19 protein-coding genes and 1 pseudogene are annotated in these 20,801 nt (G+C 65.6%); 16 read left to right on the forward strand and 4 right to left on the reverse strand.

All coding sequences use genetic code 11. From position 1 onward, the window contains the following. Positions 1-95 precede the first annotated feature (95 nt). The 3 genes and pseudogenes from ACM9HJ_RS11225 to ACM9HJ_RS11235 all read left to right on the forward strand — a co-directional run. Positions 96-719 carry a CatA-like O-acetyltransferase gene (locus ACM9HJ_RS11225; RefSeq protein WP_416571813.1) on the forward strand — a complete coding sequence of 208 codons (624 nt, stop codon included), beginning with the start codon at positions 96-98 and terminating at the stop codon, positions 717-719. A 32-nt stretch (positions 720-751) separates the two neighbouring features. Then, positions 752-1,927 (forward strand): cystathionine gamma-synthase, encoded by a 1,176-nt coding sequence (locus ACM9HJ_RS11230; protein ID WP_416571814.1) that lies wholly within the window; start codon positions 752-754, stop codon positions 1,925-1,927. Between the two features lie 124 nt (positions 1,928-2,051). After that, positions 2,052-2,441: pseudogene (locus ACM9HJ_RS11235) on the forward strand (DUF29 domain-containing protein); the annotation flags it as partial. 558 nt (positions 2,442-2,999) lie between these two features. Here the strand turns inward: ACM9HJ_RS11235 and apbC are convergent. Next, complete coding sequence (gene apbC / locus ACM9HJ_RS11240; RefSeq protein WP_416571815.1) at positions 3,000-4,154, reverse strand: iron-sulfur cluster carrier protein ApbC; 1,155 nt, start codon at positions 4,152-4,154, stop codon at positions 3,000-3,002. Positions 4,155-4,329: 175 nt separating this feature from the next. On the opposite strand from apbC, the gene hflK reads away from it, so the two are divergent. The 7 genes from hflK (at position 4,330) to ACM9HJ_RS11275 (ending at position 10,909) form a co-directional block, all read left to right on the forward strand. After that, a complete protein-coding gene (hflK, locus tag ACM9HJ_RS11245) occupies positions 4,330-5,487 on the forward strand; it encodes an FtsH protease activity modulator HflK (RefSeq protein ID WP_416571816.1) in 1,158 nt (385 codons plus the stop codon). Between the two features lie 13 nt (positions 5,488-5,500). Further along, on the forward strand, positions 5,501-6,376 hold the full coding sequence (gene hflC, locus ACM9HJ_RS11250; protein ID WP_416571817.1) for a protease modulator HflC: 876 nt from the start codon (positions 5,501-5,503) through the stop codon (positions 6,374-6,376). Positions 6,377-6,558: 182 nt separating this feature from the next. Next, positions 6,559-6,744 (forward strand): DUF2065 domain-containing protein, encoded by a 186-nt coding sequence (locus ACM9HJ_RS11255; RefSeq protein WP_416571818.1) that lies wholly within the window; start codon positions 6,559-6,561, stop codon positions 6,742-6,744. Between the two features lie 159 nt (positions 6,745-6,903). Then, positions 6,904-8,463, forward strand: a complete 1,560-nt coding sequence (locus ACM9HJ_RS11260; protein WP_416571819.1) for a DegQ family serine endoprotease — start codon at positions 6,904-6,906, stop codon at positions 8,461-8,463. 137 nt (positions 8,464-8,600) lie between these two features. Beyond that, positions 8,601-9,113 (forward strand): molybdopterin-guanine dinucleotide biosynthesis protein B, encoded by a 513-nt coding sequence (gene mobB / locus ACM9HJ_RS11265; RefSeq protein ID WP_416571820.1) that lies wholly within the window; start codon positions 8,601-8,603, stop codon positions 9,111-9,113. A 35-nt stretch (positions 9,114-9,148) separates the two neighbouring features. Continuing rightward, positions 9,149-10,339: a gephyrin-like molybdotransferase Glp gene (gene glp / locus ACM9HJ_RS11270; protein ID WP_416571821.1), complete on the forward strand. Its 1,191-nt coding sequence runs from the start codon at positions 9,149-9,151 to the stop codon at positions 10,337-10,339. A gap of 306 nt (positions 10,340-10,645) precedes the next feature. Next, positions 10,646-10,909, forward strand: coding sequence for a YjhX family toxin (locus ACM9HJ_RS11275; protein WP_416571822.1), 264 nt, complete (start codon positions 10,646-10,648; stop codon positions 10,907-10,909). 50 nt (positions 10,910-10,959) lie between these two features. Here ACM9HJ_RS11275 and ACM9HJ_RS11280 read toward each other — a convergent pair whose 3' ends face one another. Continuing rightward, the gene (locus ACM9HJ_RS11280) at positions 10,960-12,621 is read right to left on the reverse strand and encodes an electron transfer flavoprotein-ubiquinone oxidoreductase (protein WP_416571823.1); all 1,662 of its coding nucleotides are present in this window, start codon (positions 12,619-12,621) and stop codon (positions 10,960-10,962) included. A 353-nt stretch (positions 12,622-12,974) separates the two neighbouring features. On the opposite strand from ACM9HJ_RS11280, the gene ACM9HJ_RS11285 reads away from it, so the two are divergent. Then, a complete protein-coding gene (locus tag ACM9HJ_RS11285; RefSeq protein ID WP_416571824.1) occupies positions 12,975-13,667 on the forward strand; it encodes a uracil-DNA glycosylase in 693 nt (230 codons plus the stop codon). Between the two features lie 113 nt (positions 13,668-13,780). On the opposite strand, the gene ACM9HJ_RS11290 is transcribed toward ACM9HJ_RS11285, so the two are convergent. After that, positions 13,781-15,823, reverse strand: coding sequence for an HWE histidine kinase domain-containing protein (locus tag ACM9HJ_RS11290; RefSeq protein WP_416571825.1), 2,043 nt, complete (start codon positions 15,821-15,823; stop codon positions 13,781-13,783). Positions 15,824-16,088: 265 nt separating this feature from the next. Here ACM9HJ_RS11290 and trpA point away from each other — a divergent pair, with 265 nt between their 5' ends. The 5 genes from trpA to ACM9HJ_RS11315 are packed head-to-tail and all read left to right on the forward strand — an operon-like array spanning position 16,089 to position 20,154. Further along, positions 16,089-16,937, forward strand: a complete 849-nt coding sequence (trpA, locus tag ACM9HJ_RS11295) for a tryptophan synthase subunit alpha (protein WP_416571826.1) — start codon at positions 16,089-16,091, stop codon at positions 16,935-16,937. Positions 16,938-16,956: 19 nt separating this feature from the next. Further along, positions 16,957-17,415, forward strand: a complete 459-nt coding sequence (locus ACM9HJ_RS11300) for a hypothetical protein (RefSeq protein ID WP_416571827.1) — start codon at positions 16,957-16,959, stop codon at positions 17,413-17,415. Next, positions 17,412-17,882 carry a hypothetical protein gene (locus tag ACM9HJ_RS11305; protein WP_416571828.1) on the forward strand — a complete coding sequence of 157 codons (471 nt, stop codon included), beginning with the start codon at positions 17,412-17,414 and terminating at the stop codon, positions 17,880-17,882. Before ACM9HJ_RS11300 ends, ACM9HJ_RS11305 begins: the two co-directional genes overlap by 4 nt. Beyond that, on the forward strand, positions 17,879-18,832 hold the full coding sequence (gene accD / locus ACM9HJ_RS11310) for an acetyl-CoA carboxylase, carboxyltransferase subunit beta (protein WP_416571829.1): 954 nt from the start codon (positions 17,879-17,881) through the stop codon (positions 18,830-18,832). The genes ACM9HJ_RS11305 and accD overlap by 4 nt, the downstream gene beginning before the upstream one ends. Then, complete coding sequence (locus ACM9HJ_RS11315) at positions 18,829-20,154, forward strand: bifunctional folylpolyglutamate synthase/dihydrofolate synthase (protein WP_416571830.1); 1,326 nt, start codon at positions 18,829-18,831, stop codon at positions 20,152-20,154. Before accD ends, ACM9HJ_RS11315 begins: the two co-directional genes overlap by 4 nt. Positions 20,155-20,358: 204 nt before the next feature. On the opposite strand, the gene ACM9HJ_RS11320 is transcribed toward ACM9HJ_RS11315, so the two are convergent. Then, a complete protein-coding gene (locus tag ACM9HJ_RS11320; RefSeq protein WP_416571831.1) occupies positions 20,359-20,580 on the reverse strand; it encodes a hypothetical protein in 222 nt (73 codons plus the stop codon). Positions 20,581-20,801 lie beyond the last annotated feature (221 nt).

Consider the following 20,801-nt stretch of genomic DNA (forward strand, 5'->3'; position numbering starts at 1 on the left):
CGGGCTCTGGCGGAGCCGACGGGTGTTGCAAACAGGCACCCCGCAAACTAAGTGCCCCGGATCGGGTCGGGAACCCGTCATGGGAGCACTTGAGATTGATCGACCGCAGCCGCCAGATCGCCCTTTTCGACCGTTACGACCAGCCCGCCGTGAATATCGCGGCCGTGGCCGATTGCCCGGATTTCGTGCCCGCGGCCAAGGATGCCGGCGTGCCGCCCTTCGCCCGTGTGCTGCATTCCATCGGCCGGGCCAGCCTGGACATCCCGCAATTCCGCCTGCGCCTGATGGAAGGACGGTTGAACGAGGTCAAGAACCTTACCCTGTCCTATACGGTGCTGGGCAGGGACCAGAACCTGAACTTCTCCACCATTCCCTATCAGCCGGATTTCCAGGCCTTCCTGAAGGATTACCTGGCCGACCGGGAACTGGCCCGCAATGCCCTGGAGATGCGGATAGAGCCGCTGACCAGCCGGGATTACATCTTCGGCACCTGCATGCCCTGGCTGCGCTTCACCTCCATCCAGCATCCCATGGCCCGGTTCGGGGATTGCTCCATCCCCAACATCGCTGTCGGCAAGTTCCGCCACGCCGATGGCCGTGTGGATTTCCCCATCGCCATCCAGGCCCATCACGGCCTGGTCGACGGGCTGCATATCGCCCAGTTCATCGCCCGGCTGGAACAGGTGCTGGCCGATGCCGTCAACGATCCGACCCGCTAGAGGCCGGACTTGAACCAACAAGGATGTTCAGCATGACAGACCAACCCACGGGTCGCCCCAACCGCCAGGGTTTCGCCACCCGCGCCATCCATGCCGGCCAGCAGCCCGACCCGACCACCGGCGCCATCATGGTGCCCATCTACGCCACCAGCACCTTCGTGCAGGAAAGCCCTGGCGTGCATAAGGGATACGAGTACGCCCGCAGCCAGAACCCCACCCGCATGGCGTACGAGGCCTGCGTGGCCGACCTGGAATCGGGCCATCGCGGCTATGCCTTCGCATCCGGACTGGCGGCGGAGGCGACGATCCTGGAACTGCTGGATGCCGGCGCCCATGTCATCGCGTCCGACGATCTTTATGGCGGCACCTACCGCCTGCTGCACCGGGTGCGCTCGCGTACGGCCAACCTGTCGGTGACCACCGTCGATCTGTCCGATCTGGCGGCGGTGGAAGCCGCCATCCGGCCGGAGACGAAGATGATCTGGGTGGAGACGCCCACCAACCCGCTGCTGAAGCTGGCCGATCTGGAAGCCTTGGCCGGTTTGGCGAAGAGGCGGGGCCTGATCTCCGTCGCCGACAACACCTTCGCCAGCCCCTGGATCCAGCGGCCGCTGGAGCAGGGTTTCGACGTGGTGGTGCATTCGGCCACCAAGTATCTGAACGGCCATTCCGACATGGTGGGCGGCATCGCCGTAGTGCGGGAGGCGGGGGAGATCGCCGACCGTCTGGCCTTCCTGCACAATGCCGTCGGCGCCATCCAGGGCCCGTTCGACAGTTTCCTGGTCATGCGCAGCCTGAAGACCCTGGCCCTGCGCATGGAACGCCACAGCCAGAACGGTGCCCAGATCGCCGAATGGCTGGAAAAGCATCCCGCCGTGGCCAAGGTCCGCTACCCCTACCTGCCCAGCCATGCCCAGCATGATCTGGCGAAGCGCCAGATGCGGGCCGGCGGCGGCATGGTGACCATCCATCTGAAGGGTGGGCTGGAGCCGGCGCGCCGCATGCTGGAACGCACGGAGCTGTTCAGCTTGGCCGAAAGCCTGGGTGGGGTGGAAAGCCTGATCGAACACCCGGCCATCATGACCCATGCCAGCATCCCCGCCGACCAGCGCGCCGCCATCGGCATCGATGACGGCCTGGTCCGCCTGTCGGTGGGCGTGGAGGATGTGACCGACCTGATCGCCGATCTGGAACAGGCGCTGCGGTAAGGGGTGGGAAGGTGGGGCAGGTGGTTTTCCGCTTGCCCCGACGTCTTTCCTTGCCCAAATCTGGTCTGTCGCCAGGGAGGGTGCCATGAGCCTTTATGAGAAGGATTTCTAAGCCTGGGCCAACCAGCAGGCCACCCTGCTGCGCGCCGGCAAACTCGACGCCGCTGATATCGCCAACATTGCCGAGGAGATCGAGAGCATGGGGCGAACGGAAAAGCGCGAGTTGGTCAATCGGCTGGCCGTTCTGCTGCTGCATTTGCTGAAATGGCAGTTCCAGCCGGAGCGCCGGGGAAAAAGCGGGCAGTTTTCGGTTAAGGAGCAACGCCGGAAGCTGCTTCGGCACATGCGGGACAATCCAAGCCTCAAGGCGGTACTGGCAGAGGCGATTGTCGATGCCTATGAGGACGCGATCGCCGACGCCTTCAAGGAAACTGGTTTGACGGAAGCGACCTTCCCGCCCGCCTGCCCCTATAGCTACGACCAGATGGTCGATGACGGCGTCTGGCCGGAATAAAAAAATGGCGCCCGGATTGGGGCCGGGCGCCAGTTGTTCAGCAATCCATACACATACCGCCTACATGGCGACTTGCAATGCCGGGTTCAGGGTCGGACTTCCCAAGCGAACTCGACATGGCAAGGGGTGTTCGGCATGGCCGCGATGGGGTTCATCTGCAGCCATGTCCAGAATTCCTTGAACGCCAGCTGGGGACGGGCCTGCGCGTATGCACCAACACGACCCGCAACCCGCTCGCTCAGCGTCCGCGTTACCTCCTCATAGGCGACTTCCGGTACGCCATGCGCAACCTGGACATCACCCGTGCGAGGATCGGCGGCCCGAAAGGAGTGGGCGCCGTCACGAAACGCATATGCAACTCGGATTGGTTCGTCTTGATACATCCTGTCCGTCCTCCGCCGGAGCACGCAGTTTATGTACCAAATGCCGGTCCAGACGGAAAGGAAAAATCCATTGCACGATACGCAGTGCAGCAATCCGTCTTTCGGCAGGCTTGCCGCGACAGTCTGTTTCAAAGACGGTTTGCCCTGAAACCGGGCAGCATGAATACCGCTGTCCTCAGTCTATGATGATCCGTGGCGCCTGACGTGCCCCGCCCAGGCTGATCTTATCCCAGACGCGGGCGGCTATGGTGCGATAGACCTTGGCGTGCTCGCTGTCCGGTTGCGACATGACGATGGGGGTACCGCTGTCGCTGGTCTCGCGGATGGCGATGTCCAGCGGCACTTCGCCCAGGAAGTCCACGCCCAGCTTGTCCGCCTCCGCCCGCGCCCCGCCATGGCTGAAGATGTCGCTGCGATGGCCGCAATTGGGGCAGCAGAAATAGGACATGTTCTCCACGATGCCCAGCACGGGCACGTCCACGCGCCGGAACATGTTCAGTCCCTTGCGCGCGTCCAGCAGGGCGATGTCCTGGGGGGTGGAGACGATGACGGCCCCGGCCAGCGGCACATTCTGCGACAGGGACAGCTGCGCATCGCCGGTCCCCGGCGGCATGTCGACCACCAGCACGTCCAGCTCTCCCCAGGCCACGTCGCGCAGCATCTGCTGGATGGCGCCCATCACCATGGGGCCGCGCCAGACCATCGGCGTTTCCTCCGCCACCAGGAAGCCCATGGACATGACCTTTACCCCGTGGCCGGCCAGCGGCTTCAGCACCTTGCCGTCCGTCGTCTCCGGCTTGCCCGACAGTCCCAGCATGCGGGGCAGGGACGGGCCATAGATGTCGGCATCCAGCAGGCCGACGCGCAACCCGTTGGCCGCCATGCCCAGCGCCAGGTTGACGGCGGTGGTCGACTTGCCCACCCCGCCCTTGCCCGAGGCCACGGCGATGATGGCGCGCACGCCGGGGATGCCGATCTTGGCCGGGCGCGGCGGCGGGGTGGGGGCCGGGGCGGCGTGGCTGTGGCCCTTGTGGTCGTGCCCCTTGTGATCATGCCCACCGCCGCCCAGCTTGGGCGGGGCGCGATGGGCGGTCAGCATGGCGGTGACCGACGTGACGCCGGGCAGCGCATCCACCGCGCGCTCCGCCGCCTGGCGCAGGGGTTCCAGTGCCGCACCCTTGGCAGGATCCACTTCCACGGCGAACGCGATGTTGCCGCCCTTCACGGTCAGGCCGGAAATCATGCCCAGCGTCACGATGTCCGTACCCCGGTCCGGGTCCTTCACACAACGAAGTGCCGCCAGAACCTGTTCCTCTGTGACCATCGGCATGGTTGAAAACCCCGTCTGCTTCCCAATATCTGCGGTGACCGTCGGGCCAAGGGCCTTTCGCCGACGCGCCGCGATATATAGGGTGGCGTGCAGCACTTAGAAAGCGTCCTGTCCTTGCGGGCAGGCCTGTCGGTTTGGCAGTTTGTGTTCGTCCAATCACCAAAGGGTCGGAAATATGCCCTGGAACAATCAAGGCGGCGGCAATGGCGGCGGACCGTGGGGCTCTCCCCCGGGCGGCGGCAACGGCGGCGGTAACAACCCGTGGGGTCGTCCGCCGGGCGGCGGCGGGCAACAGCCCGGCGGCCCCGACCTGGAGGATTTGCTGCGCAAGGGCCAGGAGCGGTTCAAGAGCATGACGCCCGGCGGCCTGGGCGGCGGCAAGGGCATCATGCTGGGCGTGCTGGCGCTGGCGGTGCTGTGGGGCCTGTCGGGCATCTATCGTATCGAGCCGGACGAACAGGGCGTCGTGCAGCGATTCGGCAAATATGTGCGCACCGAGCAGCCGGGCCTGCGCTATCACCTGCCCGCACCGTTCGAAACGGTGGACACGCCCAAGGTGACGCTCGTCAACCGGCTGGAGATCGGCTATCGCTCCGCCATCGACAACCGCCGCCAGGGTGGCGATGTCGTCGATGAAAGTCTGATGCTGACCGGCGACGAGAATATCATCGACATCGACTTCACCGTCCTGTGGGTGATCAAGGATGCCGGCAATTTCCTGTTCAAGATCCGCGAGCCGCAACTGACCGTGCAACTGGCCGCCGAAAGCGCCATGCGCGAGGTCATCGGCCGCACCGACATCCAGCCGGCCCTGACCGAGGCCCGCCAGGATATCGAGCAGCAGACCAAGCTGCTGTTGCAAACCATGCTGGACGAATACCAATCGGGTATCGAGATCAGCCAGGTGCAGCTGCAGAAGGTCGATCCGCCCGCCCCCGTGGTGGACGCGTTCAACGATGTGCAGCGCGCCCGCCAGGATCGCGAGCGTCTGCGCAACGAGGCCGAGGCCTATCGCAACGACATCATCCCCCGCGCCCGCGGCGAGGCGGAACAGCTGATCCAGCAGGCTTCGGCCTATCGCGAGCAGGTGGTCAGCCTGGCCCAGGGTGATGCGCAGCGCTTCTCCCAGGTCCTGTCGGCGTATACGGTGTCGCCAGAGGTTACCGCGCGGCGCATGTATCTGGAAACGATGCAGGAAGTGCTGGGCGGGTCCAACAAGATCATCATCGACCAGGGCAAGGGCAGTGGTGTCGTGCCGTTCCTGCCGCTGAACGAGTTGACGAACCAGCTCCGCCAACAGACGCCGGCCACGCCGGCGGCGCCACGCCAGTAAGGGGGGACGGGATATGAACCGTAAACTTGTCGCCTTGGGCGTCGTCGCCGCCGCGACCGTCATCCTGGCCTCGGCCTCGCTGTTCACCGTCAAGCAGACGCAGCAGGCGCTGGTGCTGCAGTTCGGTGAATGGAAGCGCACAATCCAGGAACCGGGCCTGCATGCGAAGATCCCGTTCGTGCAGAACGTGATCCTGCTGGATGCCCGCGTCCTGAATGTCGACCCACCGGTCGAACAGGTGATCCTGGCCGATCAGAAGCGGCTGGAGGTCGATGCCTTCGCCCGCTATCGCATCACCGCGCCGTTGCAGTTCTATCAGTCGGTCGGCAATGATGTGGTGGCCGAACAGCGTCTGGCCGCCACGGTGAATTCGGCCCTGCGCCGCGTGCTGGGTAATTCCACCCTGCTGAACGTGCTCTCCAAGGAGCGCGTGAAGGTCATGGCAGACATCAAGGCGCAGGTGAACCAGGAAGCCGCCCGTTTCGGCGTGGAAATCGTGGATGTCCGCATCCGCCGCGCTGACCTGCCCGATGCCACGTCCCAGGCCGTGTATGAGCGCATGCGGTCGGAGCGTGAGCGCGAAGCCCGTGAGGCCCGCGCCCAGGGTAACGAGCAGGCCCAGCAGATCCGCAGCCGGGCCGAGCGTGAACGCACCGTCATTCTGGCCGAAGCCCAGCGCGACAGCCAGGTGCTGCGCGGTGAGGGCGACAACCAGGCCATCCGCATCCTGGGCGAATCCGCCGGCAAGAACGCCGATTTCTATGCGTTCTACCGTTCGCTGGAAGCTTACAAGGCGGCCGTGAAGGGCGAGAACACCCAGATGGTCCTGTCGCCGGACAGCGAGTTCTTCCGCTATTTCAACGGCACGGCCGGCGTGACGCGGCGGTGACATTTCCCGTGATCGCGCTTTGACCATCCTCGTCATCCCGGCGCAAGCCGGGACCCAGGGGCCGCAGGAACCTCCCATTCAGCAGCGTCGATCGACGCTGCCGGAAGGTCGGGCGTTTGGCTCCTGGGTCCTGGCTTGCGCCGGGATGACGAAAAGAGTTCAGGTTTCTGAAGGCCGCCATCTTGACCGACTTCCTGACCGCGCTGGCCCTGGTGTTCGTGATCGAGGGGCTGCTTTATGCCATCGCACCCGCTTCCATGCGCGACATGGCCATTCGTATCACGGGCATGGAACCGGCCATGCTGCGCCGGATCGGGTTGGGTGCGGCCATCCTGGGTGTCATCGCCCTCACGGCGATCCGGGGATAGGGCCGCTTCCCCGCCCCCTACCATCCGCCTGTTACGAAGGAATGCTTCGCAAGGCGGGGTTTCACAGCCTATATTCCATGCTGTCGGCGCGCCCCTCCGGGCCGGTGCGCCGGTGCGCGCCCTGGGTGTGGTGCGGATGACCGGCCCCTGGAGATTGACGTGATCGACGCCTTCCGTTCCCGTCCCGCCCGCGTGCATGCCGTGGCCATTGTCCGGGAAAGTGTCCGGGAAAGCCGGGTTGCCGGCCTGCTGTCGGCGCTGGCGGTGACCGCCGCCCTGATATTCGCACCCCCGGCGCTGGCCCAGCGTGGCGCGCCCGAGAGTTTCTCGGCCCTGGCGGAAAAGACCCTGCCGGCCGTGGTCAATATCTCGACCAGCCAGACCATCCAGAACAAGCCGGGCGGCCGTGGTGCCGTGCCCATGCCGGACTTCCCGCCCGGATCGCCCATGGAGGAATTCTTCCGCGACTTCCTGGAGCGCCAGCAGCAGGGCCAGCAAGGTGCCCCGCGCAAGGCGCAGTCGTTGGGTTCGGGCTTCATCATCGATGCCACCGGCTATATCGTCACCAACAACCACGTCATCGAGGGTGCGGACGAGATCACCGTCATCTTCCAGGATGCCGACCAGACGGAGCTGAAGGCCAAGCTGATCGGCACCGACAAGGAAACCGATTTGGCCCTGCTGAAGGTGGAAACCAAGGCCAGGCTGACCGCCCTGAAATGGGGTGACAGCGATACGCTGAAGGTCGGCGACTGGGTCGTGGCCATCGGCAATCCCTTCGGCCTGGGCGGCACCGTGACCGCCGGCATCGTGTCGGCGCGGGCGCGTGATATCGGGGCCGGCCGCTTCGATGATTTCATCCAGACCGACGCCGCCATCAACCAGGGCAATTCCGGCGGTCCGCTGGTCAACCTGACCGGCGACGTGGTCGGTATCAATTCCGCCATCTACAGCCGCACCGGCGGTTCCGTCGGCATCGGCTTCGCCATCCCGTCCGGCATGGCCCGCACCGTGGTGGAGGAACTGCGCAAGGCTGGCAAGGTGCGCCGTGGCTGGCTGGGCGTGCAGATCCAGTCGGTGACGCCGGAAATCGCCGAAAGCATGGGCCTGGCCCATCACAAGGGTGCCCTGGTCGGTACCGTCACCGAAGGCAGCCCGGCAGCATCCGCCGGCCTGAAGCCCGGTGACGTGATCCTGACCTTCGACGGCAAGGAAGTGTCCAACAACCGCACCCTGCCGCGCATGGTCGCTGGCACGCCGGTGGGCACCAAGGTCAATGTCGGCATCTCCCGCAAGGGGGCGGCACAGAACGTGGCCGTGACCCTGGCCGAATTCCCCGAGGATCAGGCCGCCGCCGCCGAGGAGGAAGGCCAGGAGGAGGAGCAGAAGGGGCCCGGTGCCGCACAGCAGCAGGTGGATGCGCTGGGTCTGTCCGTCTCCGCCATCACCGCCGACCTGCGCAAGCAGTTCGAACTGGCCGAGGGCGTGAAGGGCGTGGTGATCACCAAGGTCAATCCCAACGCCCCGCCGCAGTCGCGCCAGCTGCGCCCTGGCGACGTGGTGCTGGAGGTCAGCCAGCAGCCGGTTTCCAGCCCGACCGAGGTGCAGGACCGCGTCGCCAAGGCCAAGCAGGCCGGCCAGAAGGCGGTGTTGCTGCTGGTCGAACGGCGCGGCGAGCAGACCTTCCTGGCCCTGTCGCTGGAAGGGGCGGCGCCGTAAGCGGTGGGCTGTGTTGGATCGAGTACCAAGGGGCCGTCGGTTCTTCCGGCGGCCCCTTTTCATTTTGCCGCATGGGATTGCACCCGAGCGGCCGCCAGCCTAGGGTCGGTATGTGGGGAAACGCAGGGAAGGCGTAGATGAAGCTTGCCCGCAATATATTCGGTCTGGCCGGGTGGAGCGGCAGCGGCAAGACCACGCTGATGGCCCGGTTGATCCCGGCTTTGTCGGCGCGTGGCCTGACCGTGGCCACCGTCAAGCATGCCCATCACGCCTTCGATATCGACCAGCCCGGCAAGGACAGCTATGTCCACCGCATGGCCGGCGCGCAGGAGGTGCTGGTGGCATCGGCCAACCGTTGGGCGCTGATGCATGAGAACCGGGACGGGCCGGAGCCGACCCTGGCGGAACTGCTGACCAAGCTGTCGCCCGTCGATCTGGTGCTGGTGGAAGGGTTCAAGCGCGACGCGCATCCCAAGCTGGAAATCCACCGCCCCTCCAACGGCAAGCCCCCGCTCTGGCCCGATGATCCGCGCATCGTGGCGGTGGCCAGCGATGTCGTCTTGCCCGACTGCCCGCTGCCCGTCCTGGACCTGAACGATGTGGAAGCGGTGGCCGACCTGATCCTGCGTATCACGGGGGTTGGGGGATGAGCGGGAAGAACGATTGTTTCGATTCCGAATTCAAAATGCTGACCGTTGACGCGGCACTGCAGTTGATCGAAGCGCGCTTCAAATCCATTTCGAAACCGGAACAGATTGCACTTTCGGCGGCCCTGGATCGGGTGCTGGCTACGGATGTGACCAGCACCCTGGACCTGCCGCCCTTCGATAACAGCGCCATGGATGGCTATGCGGTGCGCCTGTCCGATCTGGGGCGGGCGTTGCCGGTGGCTGGCCCGGTTTTCGCCGGTGCCGCCGATGTCACCGCCCCGCCACCCGGCACGGTCCTGCGCATCTTCACCGGCGCACTTGTACCGCCGGAGCTGGACCTTGTGGTGATGCAGGAGGATGCGGTGGTGAAGGGGGCGCTTGTCCGCCTGCCCGCCGGCCTGTCCGTTGGCACGAACCTGCGCCGCAGGGGAGAGGATGTGGCGGTGGGCCAGGTGGCCTTATCCGCCGGCCGCCGCCTCGGCCCCCGCGATCTGGCGCTGGCGGCGGCTCTGGGGCTGGATCGCCTGAGCGTCTACCGGCCCCTGCGCGTCGCCCTGTTCTCCACGGGGGACGAGGTGACGGAACCGGGTACGCCCCTGGCGCCCGGCGGCATCTATGACAGCAACCGCGCCATGTTGCGCGGGATGCTGGCCCGGCTGGGCTGTGCGGTGACCGACCTGGGCATCCTGGCCGATGACGTCGATGCCATTCGCACAGCCCTGGAGGCGGCGGCGGGCAGCCATGACCTGATCCTGACCTCCGGCGGCGTGTCGTCCGGCGATGCCGACCATGTGAAGGCCGTGGTGTCGGGCCTGGGCGGGCTGGAATTCTGGAAACTGGCGCTGAAGCCCGGCAAGCCGCTGGCCTTGGGCCATGTCGGCAAGGTCGCCTTCGCCGGCCTGCCGGGCAATCCGGTGGCCATGCTGGTCAGCTTCCTGGTCCTGGTCCGACCGCTGATCCAGCGTCTGTCGGGAGCAACGGTTGCCCCCCTGCCGCTGCTGGCCGCCCCCTCCGGCTTTACCCATGCCAAGAAGGCGGGCAGGCGGGAATATCTGCGCGTCACCATCGGGCCCGACGGCGTGGCCCATGCCGATCCCGATGACGGGGCGGCGATGCTGCGCCGCCTGTCCCTGGTCGACGCCCTGGCGGAACTGGGGGAGGGGGTGACGCGGGTGCGGCCGGGCGACCCGCTGCGCATCCTGCCGCTGGGCTTGATCGGGGCATAGGAGACGAATGTTGCCGTAGGTCAGGTCGAGACGTAAGCCGAGCCCTGACAGCATCGCTTAAAGCCTTTTCTGTCAGGGCTCGGCTTACGTCTCGACCTGACCTACGCTTGCAATTCCATCCGATCCCGGATATGTCTTGGGCTTCCGCTTCGACAGGAGTGTGTATGTCCGGGATTGTCGTCATCCGCTGACCCGCCCCTTTGGCCGGTCAGTCTTCGCATAAGCCCATGCCCCGCCGCGCGTATCGCCGGTGGCCGTGCATGGCCGCGTCAGCCTTATTGCTGAACGGACGACGACATCCCGATCATGAATATCTCGAAGGCGGAGCAGCGGACGCTGCACGCATTGGCCCAGGGCGGCCGCATCAACCTGATCCGCAACGAAGCCGATTATCGCGACATCCAGGGCGTGGAATGCCTGACGCGCGACGGATGGCTGCTGGTGGATTGCACCATGGCCATCTTCGCCAAGCTGAAGCGACGGCGCCTGATCGGCTCCACCAATGGCGGCCCCTATCGCATCACCCGCGACGGGCTGGCATCGGTGCGGGCGCAGTTGGACAACCGTTGACAAGAAAAACCCCGGCGCCGTTTCCGGCACCGGGGTTTTTACGCACCCGATCACATGTTCGGATAGTTCGGGCCCCCGCCGCCCTCCGGCACGGTCCAGACGATATTCTGGAGCGGGTCCTTGATGTCGCAGGTCTTGCAGTGCACGCAGTTCTGCGCGTTGATCACGAAGCGCGGATGCTGGCCATTGTCGTCGCGCATCACCTCATACACCCCGGCCGGGCAATAGCGCTGCGCCGGCTCGTCGTAATTGGGCAAATTGTGCTCGATCGGGATCGACGGGTCCTTCAGCTTCAGGTGCGCCGGCTGGTTCTCCTCATGGTTCGTGTTCGAGATGAACACGGAGGAGAGGCGGTCGAAGCTGATCACCCCGTCGGGCTTGGGATACTTGATCTTCCTGGCCATGTTGGCCGGCTTCAGGCTTTCATGGTCGGCCTTGCTGTGGTGCAGGGTGTAGGGCAGGAACTTGCCCAGGCCCAGATCATGCGCCCACATCTGCAAGCCACCATGCAGGTTGCCCAGCATCAGCCCGGCCTTCAGGCCCGGCTTGACGTTGCGGACCTTGTACAGGTCCTCATGCACCCAGCTGTCCTTCCAGGACTGCTCGTACGCCGTCAGCCGGTCGCCATTGCCCACTCCCGCCAGCAGCTTGTCGAAGGCGGCTTCGGCGGCCAGCATGCCGGTCTTCATGGCATTGTGCGTGCCCTTGATGCGGGGCACGTTGACGAAGCCGGCCGAACAGCCGATCAGGGCGCCGCCGGGGAAGGTCAGCGTCGGGACCGACTGCAACCCACCCTCATTGATGGCACGCGCGCCATAGGACAAGCGCTTGCCGCCCTCCAGATACTTGCGGATGAACGGGTGCTGCTTGAAGCGCTGGAATTCCTCGAACGGCGACAGATGCGGGTTCTGGTAGTCCAGATTGACCACGAAGCCGATGGAGACCTGGTTGTCCTCCAGATGGTACATCCAGGAACCGCCGGCCGTGCTGCTGTCCAGGGGCCAGCCCTGGGTGTGCATGACCAGGCCCTGTTGATGCTTTTCCGGGTCGATCTGCCACAGTTCCTTGATGCCGATGCCGTATTTCTGCACGTCGCAATCGGACCGCAGATCGAACTTCTCCATCAGCAGCTTGGACAGGTTGCCGCGTACACCCTCGGCGAAGAAGGTGTACTTGCCGTGCAGTTCCATGCCGGGCGTGTAGTTATGGGTATGCTCGCCATTCTTGCCGATACCCATGTCGCCGGTGGCGACACCCTTCACGCTGCCATCTTCATGGTACAGCACCTCGGCCGCGGCGAAGCCGGGATAGATCTCCACCCCCAGCTCTTCGGCCTGCGTTCCCAGCCAGCGGCACAGGTTGCCCAGGCTGATGGCGTAATTGCCGTCATTATGCATCAGCGGCGGCAGCAGGAAGTTGGGCACGCGGATGCCGCCCTTGTCCGACAGGATGTAGAACCGGTCGTCGGTGACGGGCGTGTTCAGCGGCGCGCCCTTCTCCTTCCAGTCGGGGATCAGCTCGTTCAGCGCCTTGGGGTCGATGACATTGCCCGACAGGATGTGGGCGCCGACTTCCGATCCCTTCTCCAGGACGCAGACGCTGACTTCCTGGCCCTTTTCCGCGGCCAGCTGCTTCAGCCGGATCGCCGCCGACAGGCCCGAGGGGCCTGCGCCGACGATCACGACATCATATTCCATCGATTCGCGTTCCATACCCCATCCCACCACTTGTTCTCAGCCTTGCCACGCGACCGTTCGTGCCTTTTCGGGCACCGGGGGTCAGTCACGTTGCGGCTGCCGGCCCTTCCAGCGGGGCCCTTCCTCTACGACGCTGTTAAGACAGCATAGGCAAATGGTAGGGTCAAACCATGATTGGGCTTGTCGAATCCGTCTCCGCCCTGCGTTTCCTTCTGGATTGCGGGGTTGACGAGGTGATCGGGGAAGATCCGACCGATTGGTCGGCGCTTGCTCCTCCCGCACGTGCGAAAGCGGCCGTAGCGTCACCGGCCGCCGATATAGCGCCGGTTTCCCTCGCCAGATCGTCCTCCGCCGCCCCGGCGGCGCAGATGGCCCCGCGACAAAATGCGCCATCGCCGATGCCCGCCGATCCCGGCCCGCTGGGCGCCGTGGAGGCCGGACAATCGGCCCGCATCGCCGCCTCGGCGGCCAAGAGCCTGGATGAGCTGAAGGACGCGCTTTCCGCCTTCGATGGCTGCGCGCTGAAGAAGACCGCCACCAACCTGGTGTTCGGCACCGGCAGCCGGCAGGCGCGCATCATGCTGATCGGAGAGGCGCCGGGCGAGAACGAGGACCGGCAGGGTCTGCCCTTCGTCGGTCCGGCGGGGCAGTTGCTGGACCGGATGCTGGGGGCCATCGGGCTGGACCGGCATGCCGACGATCCCGCCAAGGCGGTCTACATCACCAACATGCTGCCCTGGCGCCCGCCTGGCAACCGCAGCCCGACCGACAGCGAGATCGCGGCCTGCATGCCCTTCATGGTGCGCCATATCGAGTTGCTGGCGCCCGATTTCCTGATCTTCGCCGGCGGTATTTCCGCCAAGGCGATGCTGAACCGGACGGAAGGCATCACCCGCCTGCGCGGCCGCTCCTTCGACTATGGCAGTGCGGGCTTGAAAAAGCCGGTGGTCGCCATGCCCATGCTCCACCCCGCCTATCTGCTGCGCAACCCCGACGCCAAGCGCGAGGCGTGGAAGGATATGCTGGCGCTGAAGCTGCGGCTGGAGGCGGGGCGGGGCTGATACCAGCGGCATGTTCATGCCGCTGGAGGTCGGCGACCGCACGACCCGCGCCCGCGTGGGCGCGTAAGCCAAGCCGCCGGATGGCGGCGCCCGGCGCCTGAGGGAGCGCATAATTAAGCCTGCGACCCCAGCGGCAGGGTGATGTGGCAGCGCAGGCCCGCCGGTGCCCAGTCCATGTCGATCTTTCCGCCCAGCTGATGGCGCAGCACCTGGCCCAGCAGGGTGGACCCGAAGCCCTGGCGCGTCGGCGGGGCCACGACTTCCGGTCCGCCGGTTTCCGTCCAGGTCAGGTCCAGCGTGCCGCGCCGCACGGTCCAGTCCAGGGTGACCATGCCTTCCGGCCGTGACAGGGCACCATGCTTGGCGGCATTGGTGGCCAACTCATGGAAGACCAGGCCCAGCGACTGCACCATGTCGGCGCCCAGCCGCACGCGCGGGCCGCGCAGGGTCAACTGGCCCGGATTGACGGCGAAGGCCTGAACCTCGTCCTCCACCAGCCGTTCCAGATCGGCCCCCGACCATGACGCCTGGGCCAGCAGACTGTGGGAGCGGGCGAGGGAAGAAACGCGGCCCTCCACGGCGCTGGTGAAGGCCTCGATACTGTCGGCCCGGCTGAGGCGCACGACGGCCTGGGCGACCGCCAGGGCGTTCTTGGCGCGATGGTCCACCTCGCGCATCAGCAGGCGCTGGCGATCCTCCGCCTCATACCGGCCGGTCACGTCCATGGCGGTGGCGGTGCAGCCGATGATGCGCCCGTTCTCGTCCCGGATGGGGACGGCATTGACCGACAGGATCTGCCGTGCGCCGGTCTTGGGATCACGCAGGGCGTACTCGCCGTCGCGCACCTCCTCTCCGGCCAGGGCGCGGGCGGTGGGGAAATCGACACTGGACAGCGGGCGGCCGTCCAGGCTGGTCGCCTGCCACAGGGCCGCATCATGGCGCACGCCGATGATGGCGGCGCGCGACAGGCCCAGGATACGCTCCGCCGCCGCGTTGACGTCGGTATAGCGGCCCTCCGGCCCGATCTCCATGATCGCCACGGGGGCGGTGTTGACCAGACGGCTCAACCGTTCCTCGCTGAGGCGCAGATCGTCCAGCGCGATGTCCAGATGCGCCGTGCGCTCGCGCACACGCGCTTCCAGCGCCACGTTGGAACTGCGCAGCTGGCCCTGCGCCACCTCCGCTTGCCGCGTCTGACGCAGCGCGATGACGGCCAGCGGCAGCAGCAGCAGCGTGGCCAGGATGGCGAAGCTGAAATGCCCCAGCGCCGCCCAGCCCCAATCGGACTGCAAACCGGCGGTGGAGATGCCATAGACGATGCGCACCGGTACCCGGTCGACATCGGCCACGGCATAGAGCCGTTCCTGCCCGTCGAAGGGCGATGCGGCCGTCAGCAGGCCGGTGGTCGGGTCCCGCCGGCTGACCAGATCGGCGACATTGCCCAGCGTCGATCCCGACTCCACCGGTGCCGGGTGGCGGACCAGCACCTCGCCATCATCACGGACCAGCATGACCTCCGCATCGGGATGGGCGCTGACGCTGGCATAGAAGCTCTCGAAATAGGCCGGGCGCAGGGAGACCTGCACGACGCCCATGAAGGTGCCGTCATGCCCGTCGATACGCCGGGACAGGGCGAAGAACACTTCCGGATTGAGGCGGCCGGACAGGCGCGGGCTGACATGCGGCCCGACCATGCCGCTCTCATGCGGCAGGAAATAGGCGCGATCGGCCACGTTCAGGTCGGGCACCGGCCAGCGCAGCGTGCTGACCCGCACCTTGCCCGTGGCATCGACCAGCCAGTAGGATTGCACCTCCGGCGCCTCCCCGGCCAGGTCGCGCAGCCATTCGAACAGGTGCGGCGTGCCGGATACCGCATCCCAACTCTGGCTACGGACCAACCATTCGGCATTGCGCAGGACCAGGGCATGCGCCCCCATCAGACGGGCGGCATGTTCGGAAAGCTGGTCGGCCTCGGCCTTCGTGTCGGTGGTGGCCCGTTCCATGACGCGGGCCCGGCCCAGCAGCAACTCCGCCGCGAACAGGGCGAGCGCCACCAGCAACGCCGTCAGCGCCAGCCAGACGACGGCGCGTGACGGGTTGGCCGGGCGTGGCGTCGATCCCGACTGGGACGCCGGCGGCTCAAAGACATCCTGCAAATTCACCGACCTCGCTGGACACATGATTAGCAGATACGCGTGATACCGGTTTCCGTGAAGCTGTTTAATGGACAGAGTGCAGACCTATGACGAAGCGCATAGGGGGGTGCCACGCGCCGGGCGGACGCGCGTAAAGCGGCGTTGTCTCGGCACCGGCACCGGGGCTATGGTGCGCCGCCTTATTTTAGGGTCCGTCGTGCGATAGACGGTCGAAACGGACCCGTTTCAACCGATCGCACTCCAAGCTGTCTGGAAACATACCCGCATGCCCAGCGCCCCGATCCAAGCCGACACCCGCATCGACCGCCGTTTCGCCGCGCTGAAAGCCGAAGGCCGGGCCGGTCTGGTCACCTTCATCACCGCCGGCGACCCCGACCATGAGACCAGCCTGGCCCTGCTGAAGGGGCTGCCGGGGGCCGGTGCGGACGTGATCGAACTGGGCATGCCCTTCACCGACCCCATGGCCGATGGCCCGGCGATCGAGGCGGCGGGCCTGCGCGCGCTGAAGAACGGGGCCCGCATGACCCGGACACTGGATCTGGTCCGCGGTTTCCGCCAGGGGGACGATGCCACACCGCTGGTGCTGATGGGCTATTACAACCCCATCTATTCCTATGGTGTTGAAAAGTTCCTGGCCGATGCCAAGGCGGCCGGGGTCGATGGCCTGATCGTCGTCGACCTGCCGCCGGAAGAGGACCGGGAACTGTGCGAGCCGGCGCTGGCCGCCGGCATCAACTTCGTCCGCCTGACCACGCCGACCACCGACGATGCCCGCCTGCCGGCCGTCCTCGCCAACACGTCGGGCTTTGTCTATTACGTCTCCGTCACCGGCATCACCGGGGCCGGCAGCGCCAGTGCTTCCGCCGTTGAAGAGGCGGTCTCCCGCCTGCGCCGCCACACCGAGCTGCCGCTGGCCGTGGGCTTCGGCATCACCACCCCGGAGCAGGCCGCCGCGGTGGCCCGTGTGGCCGACGGTGCCGTGGTGGGCAGCGCCATCGTGCGCAAGGTGGAGGCCAACCTGGACGCCGAAGGCAAGCCCACTGCCGGGCTGGTGGGCAATGTGCTAAGCTTCGTGGAAACGCTGGCGGAGGGCGTGCGTTCTGCCAGAAAGTGATCTGTCCTGAGGGTTGATCATGGCCTACGCATACGATCACGACGATGAGCTTGAGCCGCCACCGTTGACGCGAGAGGCGGTGGAGGCAGAGCTATGTGATTGGCGCCGTCATTTGACATCTCTGTTCGACAAATTGATGTCGTGGCTGCCGGATGATAGGGCTTTTGTTGCGTGGCAGGGCGAAAGGCCCATCCTTGAAAGCCCGATGCGTCAAGTCGGCCTGGCGTTCGAGATGTTCCCGACATTGACGGTCAAAGTCGAAGCGACCGGTGAGGGGATGCAGTTTTTGCCTGAAGCCCGTTGGGTGCTGCTGACGCGGGGGAGGTTGTTCCTGTTCCATCCCTTGGGCATGACATATATTGAAGATCACGGTCAGCCGAACGCTCCCGATTGGCGTCTTTATCCCCACCGGGATCGATCTCGGAATGTTCCATTGACCCGCGAGGAATTTCTGACCCTGTTGGGCGGCCTGCAGTGAGGCATTTCGATACAATCGAGTCCGCTTATCAGGAAACTGACCGCTTCCTTGCCCAAGCTCAACGGTCGATGGTGCTGCCTATTCAAGGTGAGATGGAATTGCCGCCCGTTGTGGATGCAAAATACGTTAATGACAGAGCGTATTTTGTTCTCTTGGTCGCACAGTTTGAAGAACTGGTGAATGATGGGGTGGAAAGATTAATCGAGGCCTCCAAGCGATTGCCGGATTGGCGCCATCGCGAGATTTGGAACGCCCTTGTTCCTGCCACTAATCGCATCCAAGACATCCCCTTTAAAAAACGTCTCGCTCTGTTGATCGACAGACAGAGGGTTGAGTATCGGGATGCCTGCGGACTATATGATGTCCGCAACAGGATCGCCCATGGCAGGCTGGACAATCCGGTCAGTATCCAAACAGCCATCAACCAGTTGCGTGCCGTCGCGTCGCTTATCCAGGAAGTCCCATGAACTGGCTGACCAATTTCGTTAAACCCAAGATCCAGGCCCTCGTCGCGAAGAAGGAGGTCCCGGATAATCTCTGGCACAAGTGTCCGTCCTGCGGCGCCATGCTGTTCCACCGCGATCTGGAGGAACAGCTGCATGTCTGCCAGCATTGCGGCCACCATATGCGCCTGGACCCGGTGCGCCGGCTGAAGACCCTGTTCGATGCCGGCTATCAGACGATCGAGCTGCCCAAGGTGGTGGTCGATCCGCTGAAGTTCCGCGACCAGAAGCGTTATACCGACCGCCTGAAGGAGGCCCAGTCCAAGACGGGCCGTCAGGACGCCATCGTCGTCGCCCATGGCAAGATCAACGGCCAGGGCGCCGTGGCCGCCGTGTTCGACTTCAACTTCATGGGCGGGTCCATGGGCATGGCGGTGGGTGAGGGGCTGCTGGCCGCCGCCCGGCTGGCGGTGCTGCAGCAGGTGCCGCTGGTCGCCATCCCGTCCTCGGGCGGCGCGCGCATGCAGGAGGCGATCCTGTCGCTGATGCAGATGCCGCGCACCGTCATCGCGGTGGAGATGGTGAAGGATGCCGGCCTGCCCTATATCGTCATCCTGACTGACCCGACCACGGGTGGCGTCACGGCCAGCTTCGCCATGCTGGGCGACATCCATATCGCCGAGCCCGGTGCCCAGATCGGCTTTGCCGGCGCCCGCGTCATCGAAAGCACGATCCGCGAGACCCTGCCCGAAGGCTTCCAGCGGTCGGAATATCTGCTGGACCATGGCATGGTCGACATGGTGGTGCATCGCAAGGAACTGCGCGACACGCTGGGCCGCGTCATCGACCTGCTGCGCCGTCCCGGCCCCAGCGCCGATATCGTCAAGATCGGTCGTGGCAGTGATCGGCCGACCACCCGCAAGGGTGGCGGTCCCGCCGTCAGCGCCATCCAGGGCGGCGCCGGCTACCAATGATCAAGGCGCCGCCGCTGGTGCCCGCCTCCCCCCGGCTGGAGGCGGCGCTGGACCGGATGCGGCGGCTGCATCCGGTGGTCATCGACCTGTCGCTGGGCCGGATCGAACGGCTGCTGGCGGCGCTGGGCCATCCGGAACGCCGGCTGCCGCCGACCGTCCATGTCGCCGGTACCAATGGCAAGGGCAGCACGGTGGCCTTCCTGCGCGCCTTCGCGGAGGCGGCGGGGCACCGCGTCCATGTCTACACCTCCCCGCATCTGGTGCGCTTCAACGAGCGGATCCGGCTGGCCGGATCGCTGATCGGCGATGATGATCTGGCGGATATCCTGGAGGAGGTGGAGCAGGCCAATGGCGGTGAGCCCATCACCTTCTTCGAGGTGACGACGGCGGCCGCCCTCCTGGCCTTCGCCCGCGTGCCGGCCGACCTCTTGATCCTGGAGGTGGGGCTGGGCGGCCGGCTGGATGCCACCAATGTCATCGATGCCCCGGTCGTCAGCCTGCTGACCCGCATCTCCCTGGACCATACGCAGTTCCTGGGGCCGACCCTGGTGGAGATCGCGGGGGAGAAGGCGGGCATCGTCAAGCAGGGCCGCCCCGCCATCGCCGGGCCGCAGGCCGAGGGGCTGGTGGAGCAGGTGTTCATCGATCGGGCGGCGGCACTGGCTGCCCCCCTGTCGCTGCATGGGCGCGACTGGTCGGTGGCGCCGACCGCGACGGGCTTCCGCTTCCATGACGCCACCCGCACGCTGGACCTGCCGCCGCCCGGCCTGATGGGGGCTCATCAGGTGCACAATGCCGGCTTGGCCATTGCCGCCACGGCGCATCTGCCGTTTCCCATCGGGGAAGACGCCATCCGCCACGGCCTGGACAGTGTGGAATGGCCGGCGCGGTTGCAGCGCCTGACGCGCGGGTCCTTGCCCGACATGCTGCCCGCCGGCTGGGATCTGTTCCTGGATGGCGGGCATAATGACAGCGCCGGTGAGGTGCTGGCCGCACAGTTGGCCCGCTGGGCTGCCGACGGAAGGCCGCTGGACCTTGTCTTCGGCATGCTGGGATCGAAGCGGCCGCTGGATTTCCTCCACCCCCTGGCCCCGCATGTCCGCCGGCTGCGCGCCGTTTCCATCCCGGGGGAGCCCAACAGCGTGACGGCAGATGATGCCGCCGGCTTCGCGCGGGCGGCCGGAATCGACGCGTCGGCTGCCGAGGATGTGGATAGGGCCGTGGCGGAACTGGCGGCCCTGGGCCGCGGGGGCCCGGCGGCCCGGCTGCTGATCTGCGGATCGCTCTATCTGGCGGGAACGGTGCTGGCCCGCAATGGCTGATGGGGGTGATACCAATGGTCGGAAGCCTCGGCCATTGGTACGGCGGCTGCCGCCGCGGCATCTCGTGCGATTGGGGAATTGAAAAGAGCATCCACAAAAGAAAATGCCGTCCTTCCACGGGGATGGAAGAACGGCATCAAGTTTCCTCTGGGAACAAAGAAGAGAAGCAAAGCAGAGATGAAGACCAGGTTGCAGAAGCGGAGGTCAATCCGCTGCCTTCAACATGGCCGTGTAAACAGCCATCACAGCCTCGATGCTGATGCCACCGGCGCGGGCGCCGGCCGTCAGCATCTCCTGTGTCGGCTTGACGGGAACAGCCGTCAGACCGCGGATGCCCATCTGCTCCACCTCGTTCAAAGCAAAGCGCATCCGCTCGCTGAGCATGGTTTCGCTGACGTCGTGGAATATGCGGGCCGCGTCCTTCATGATGGTTGCTCCTGACCCTTGGCTAGGCCGGTCCGGTGGTCGCAACACCGCCCCGCCCTGTGGATGATCGACTATTAGCGCAAGGCCGGCATCTTCACTACTGTGCAGACGTATAGTTCCTATCATTACTGCAGGATTCACATTCATCCATGAATATTCGCGCGACACTTGCATCCCTTTCACGGGGCATGGCCACGCTGGCGGTCGCTCCACTTTCGGAT

The organism is Niveispirillum sp. KHB5.9, from assembly GCF_048066115.1.
GTDB lineage: Bacteria > Pseudomonadota > Alphaproteobacteria > Azospirillales > Azospirillaceae > Niveispirillum.

Coding starts and splice junctions, on each gene's coding strand:
- hflK (WP_416571816.1), top strand. CDS start 4,330: ATGCCCTGGAACAATCAAGGCGGCGGCAATGGCGGCGGACCGTGGGGC.
- trpA (WP_416571826.1), top strand. CDS start 16,089: ATGCCCAGCGCCCCGATCCAAGCCGACACCCGCATCGACCGCCGTTTC.
- ACM9HJ_RS11320 (WP_416571831.1), bottom strand. CDS start 20,580: ATGAAGGACGCGGCCCGCATATTCCACGACGTCAGCGAAACCATGCTC.
- ACM9HJ_RS11285 (WP_416571824.1), top strand. CDS start 12,975: ATGGCCCCGCGACAAAATGCGCCATCGCCGATGCCCGCCGATCCCGGC.
- ACM9HJ_RS11230 (WP_416571814.1), top strand. CDS start 752: ATGACAGACCAACCCACGGGTCGCCCCAACCGCCAGGGTTTCGCCACC.
- accD (WP_416571829.1), top strand. CDS start 17,879: ATGAACTGGCTGACCAATTTCGTTAAACCCAAGATCCAGGCCCTCGTC.
- hflC (WP_416571817.1), top strand. CDS start 5,501: ATGAACCGTAAACTTGTCGCCTTGGGCGTCGTCGCCGCCGCGACCGTC.
- ACM9HJ_RS11275 (WP_416571822.1), top strand. CDS start 10,646: ATGAATATCTCGAAGGCGGAGCAGCGGACGCTGCACGCATTGGCCCAG.
- ACM9HJ_RS11300 (WP_416571827.1), top strand. CDS start 16,957: ATGGCCTACGCATACGATCACGACGATGAGCTTGAGCCGCCACCGTTG.
- apbC (WP_416571815.1), bottom strand. CDS start 4,154: ATGCCGATGGTCACAGAGGAACAGGTTCTGGCGGCACTTCGTTGTGTG.
- glp (WP_416571821.1), top strand. CDS start 9,149: ATGCTGACCGTTGACGCGGCACTGCAGTTGATCGAAGCGCGCTTCAAA.
- ACM9HJ_RS11280 (WP_416571823.1), bottom strand. CDS start 12,621: ATGGAACGCGAATCGATGGAATATGATGTCGTGATCGTCGGCGCAGGC.
- mobB (WP_416571820.1), top strand. CDS start 8,601: ATGAAGCTTGCCCGCAATATATTCGGTCTGGCCGGGTGGAGCGGCAGC.
- ACM9HJ_RS11315 (WP_416571830.1), top strand. CDS start 18,829: ATGATCAAGGCGCCGCCGCTGGTGCCCGCCTCCCCCCGGCTGGAGGCG.